Annotated in this window: 2 protein-coding genes and 1 pseudogene; 1 reads left to right on the forward strand and 2 read right to left on the reverse strand. The window is 65.3% G+C overall.

Going from position 1 to position 2,247, the window contains the following annotated elements; translation table 11 throughout:
• Positions 1-81: 81 nt before the first annotated feature.
• The gene (locus tag ABZ749_RS34170; protein WP_357235311.1) at positions 82-930 is read right to left on the reverse strand and encodes a nuclear transport factor 2 family protein; all 849 of its coding nucleotides are present in this window, start codon (positions 928-930) and stop codon (positions 82-84) included.
• 72 nt (positions 931-1,002) lie between these two features.
• A complete protein-coding gene (locus tag ABZ749_RS34175) occupies positions 1,003-1,998 on the reverse strand; it encodes a sigma-70 family RNA polymerase sigma factor (protein WP_357235314.1) in 996 nt (331 codons plus the stop codon).
• Positions 1,999-2,155: 157 nt separating this feature from the next.
• Here ABZ749_RS34175 and ABZ749_RS34180 point away from each other — a divergent pair.
• Positions 2,156-2,247, forward strand: a pseudogene (locus ABZ749_RS34180) (5'-methylthioadenosine phosphorylase); the annotation flags it as partial.

Below are 2,247 nucleotides of genomic sequence, written 5' to 3' on the forward strand. Positions count from 1 at the left end.
TGCCGCTCAGCGCGACGGTCAGCTGGCTGATCTTCGTGGCCGCCGCGGTGCGCGTGTCCAGCGCGTAGACCCGCGCCGTGGTTATGGCCTCAGGTTGGCAAGCGCTGCGCCGGTCTGTGGGTCACAGGGGTATGAGAGGTGTTGGTGCACCATTACCCACGTCTCGCCGGCACGGCGGAAGACTCGTGTTCCGCGCGACCACGTCTCTGTCGATTCCCCTTCCGGGCCGTCGAATCGTATCCGGTTGAGGCCCCACGCGACGGCGAGGCTGCCTTCAGCGAGGACGGCGAGGTCGGGGATATGCCAGGACACCTCACCGGTTCCCGTGTTGAGGCCGCGTTCGCATACCTCCCGGACCTGCGACAGGCCGTTGTATTGCAGTGGTGCGATGTGCTCGTAGGAAATCACCTCGTCGGCGATGCCGGCCATCAGCCCGTCGAGGTCCCCTGCCGCGGTGCTCGCGAACCAGCGTCGATGCAGAGACTTGATTTCCTGCTCTGTTGCCGTGCTGTCGGAGTCGTGTGCCAAAGGGAACGAGTGGTGTTCATGGCTGACGATCCAGTGGTCGGCGTCCTTGCGAAGCCCGAGAGTGATCCGGAGCCGGTGATCGGGTCGTTCGGCGAGGTCGGCCGGCGTGCCACACCGCAGAAGCAGATGCGCGAAGGCCACGTCCGTGCCGTTGGTCACCTCCAAATGGTCGATGTCAAAGACGGCGCCGTCGGCGATCCACTTGAAGAACGGTAGCCAACTGTCGCGATATGCCTGGATGCCTCGGACTCCGTCCTGTGGCGGCGGCACGTCGAACATGACGATGTCGTCGGCGTGGTCCATCAGTACACCATGCAAGTCCTGGGCACGGATCGCGGCCGCCCACCGCTCGATCAGCTCGGTGATGACTTCCCTGTCGTCCCGGTACTGCTGCACAACCATGTGTGCCTCCTTTCACCGGTACAACCCGGCGAAGGCAGCGAATTCATCGCGGTTGAGCAAAGATGTTGCGTGTCAGGCCGGCAGGCTGGGTGGCAGGCCGTGCGCGGCGAAGTCGGCTTCGAGGAAAGAGACGACTTCCGCAATACCGTCTCGACGCAGCGTCAGGACGTCCAGGCCGCCCGGACGGTACGCGGCGGCGGCGCTGTCCCAGCGATACGTGCCAAACGCCAGCTGACCGTTGGCCTCGGTGGTCACGAACCGCCAGCCACAAGCCAGCGGGCCGCTGAGCAAGAAATCGCGGATCTCCTGCCGGCCCACGAACCAGGTCGGCACCGGCGGCATGGAGTAACGGGCGTCGTTGGTCAGCATCGAAACGATGGTGTCGATGTCGGCCGCCTCCCACGCCTGTGCGTACCGTCGGGCCAGTTCGAGAACCGCGGCCTCGCCCATTTGACGGGTGGTCACCCGCTGCGTCGCGGCGGGCAGCGCCGGATCGAGAGCGGCACGAGCACGCTGCAACCCGCTGTTGACGGCAGCCACAGTAGTATCGAGCTGGTCAGCAACCTCACGAGAGGTGAAGCCCAACACCTCCCGTAACAGGAGCACAGCACGCTGCGTACCGGTCAACCGCTGCACCGCGGCAACGAAGGCAAGCTCGATGCTCTCCCTCGCGACCAAGCGCTGTCCCGGATCTAGGCGATCGGCTGGGTAAGGCTCGAGCCAGTCAATCTGGGCGTCGCTCCCCACCGAGCGGTCGAGGTCAACCGGTAATGCCCGACGCCCCCGCTGGTCGAGAATCGACAGACACCGGTTGGTGGCTATCCGGTACAGCCAAGGCCGTACCGATCCACGAAACTCAAATCGGCCGAACGCCCGCCATGCCCGGACCAGCGTATCCTGCAGGGCATCGTCGGCGTCATGGACGGATCCCAGCATCCGATAGCAGTACGCGTGCAGCTCCCTCTGCAACGGGCCGACCAGAACGGCGAACGCGTCCGAATCTCCGCTTTGTGTCGCTGACACCAAGGCGGCGTCGATGCTGGAATCCACGGACCGATCGTCGCACAGCCGTCCACCGAGCATGCGCCAGGAGAATCTACCCGGCATCCGGCCGGCACCTCGCTGATGCGCTGCCGAACATCGAAAGGTAATAGCCCTCATGCCAGCCCGGGCGGCCCCGGTGCCGCGACCACCGGGAGCACTCTCCGCCCACCAGGGCTGGCAGCTGATCAACATGACTGGGCACCCAGAAGCGATCGCCCGTGAGCTGGAGCTGTGCTACACCCCAATCGCCCTGGTGACCGACCTTGACGCCGG

This window comes from Micromonospora sp. NPDC047753, from assembly GCF_040642735.1.
Classification (GTDB): domain Bacteria; phylum Actinomycetota; class Actinomycetes; order Mycobacteriales; family Micromonosporaceae; genus Micromonospora.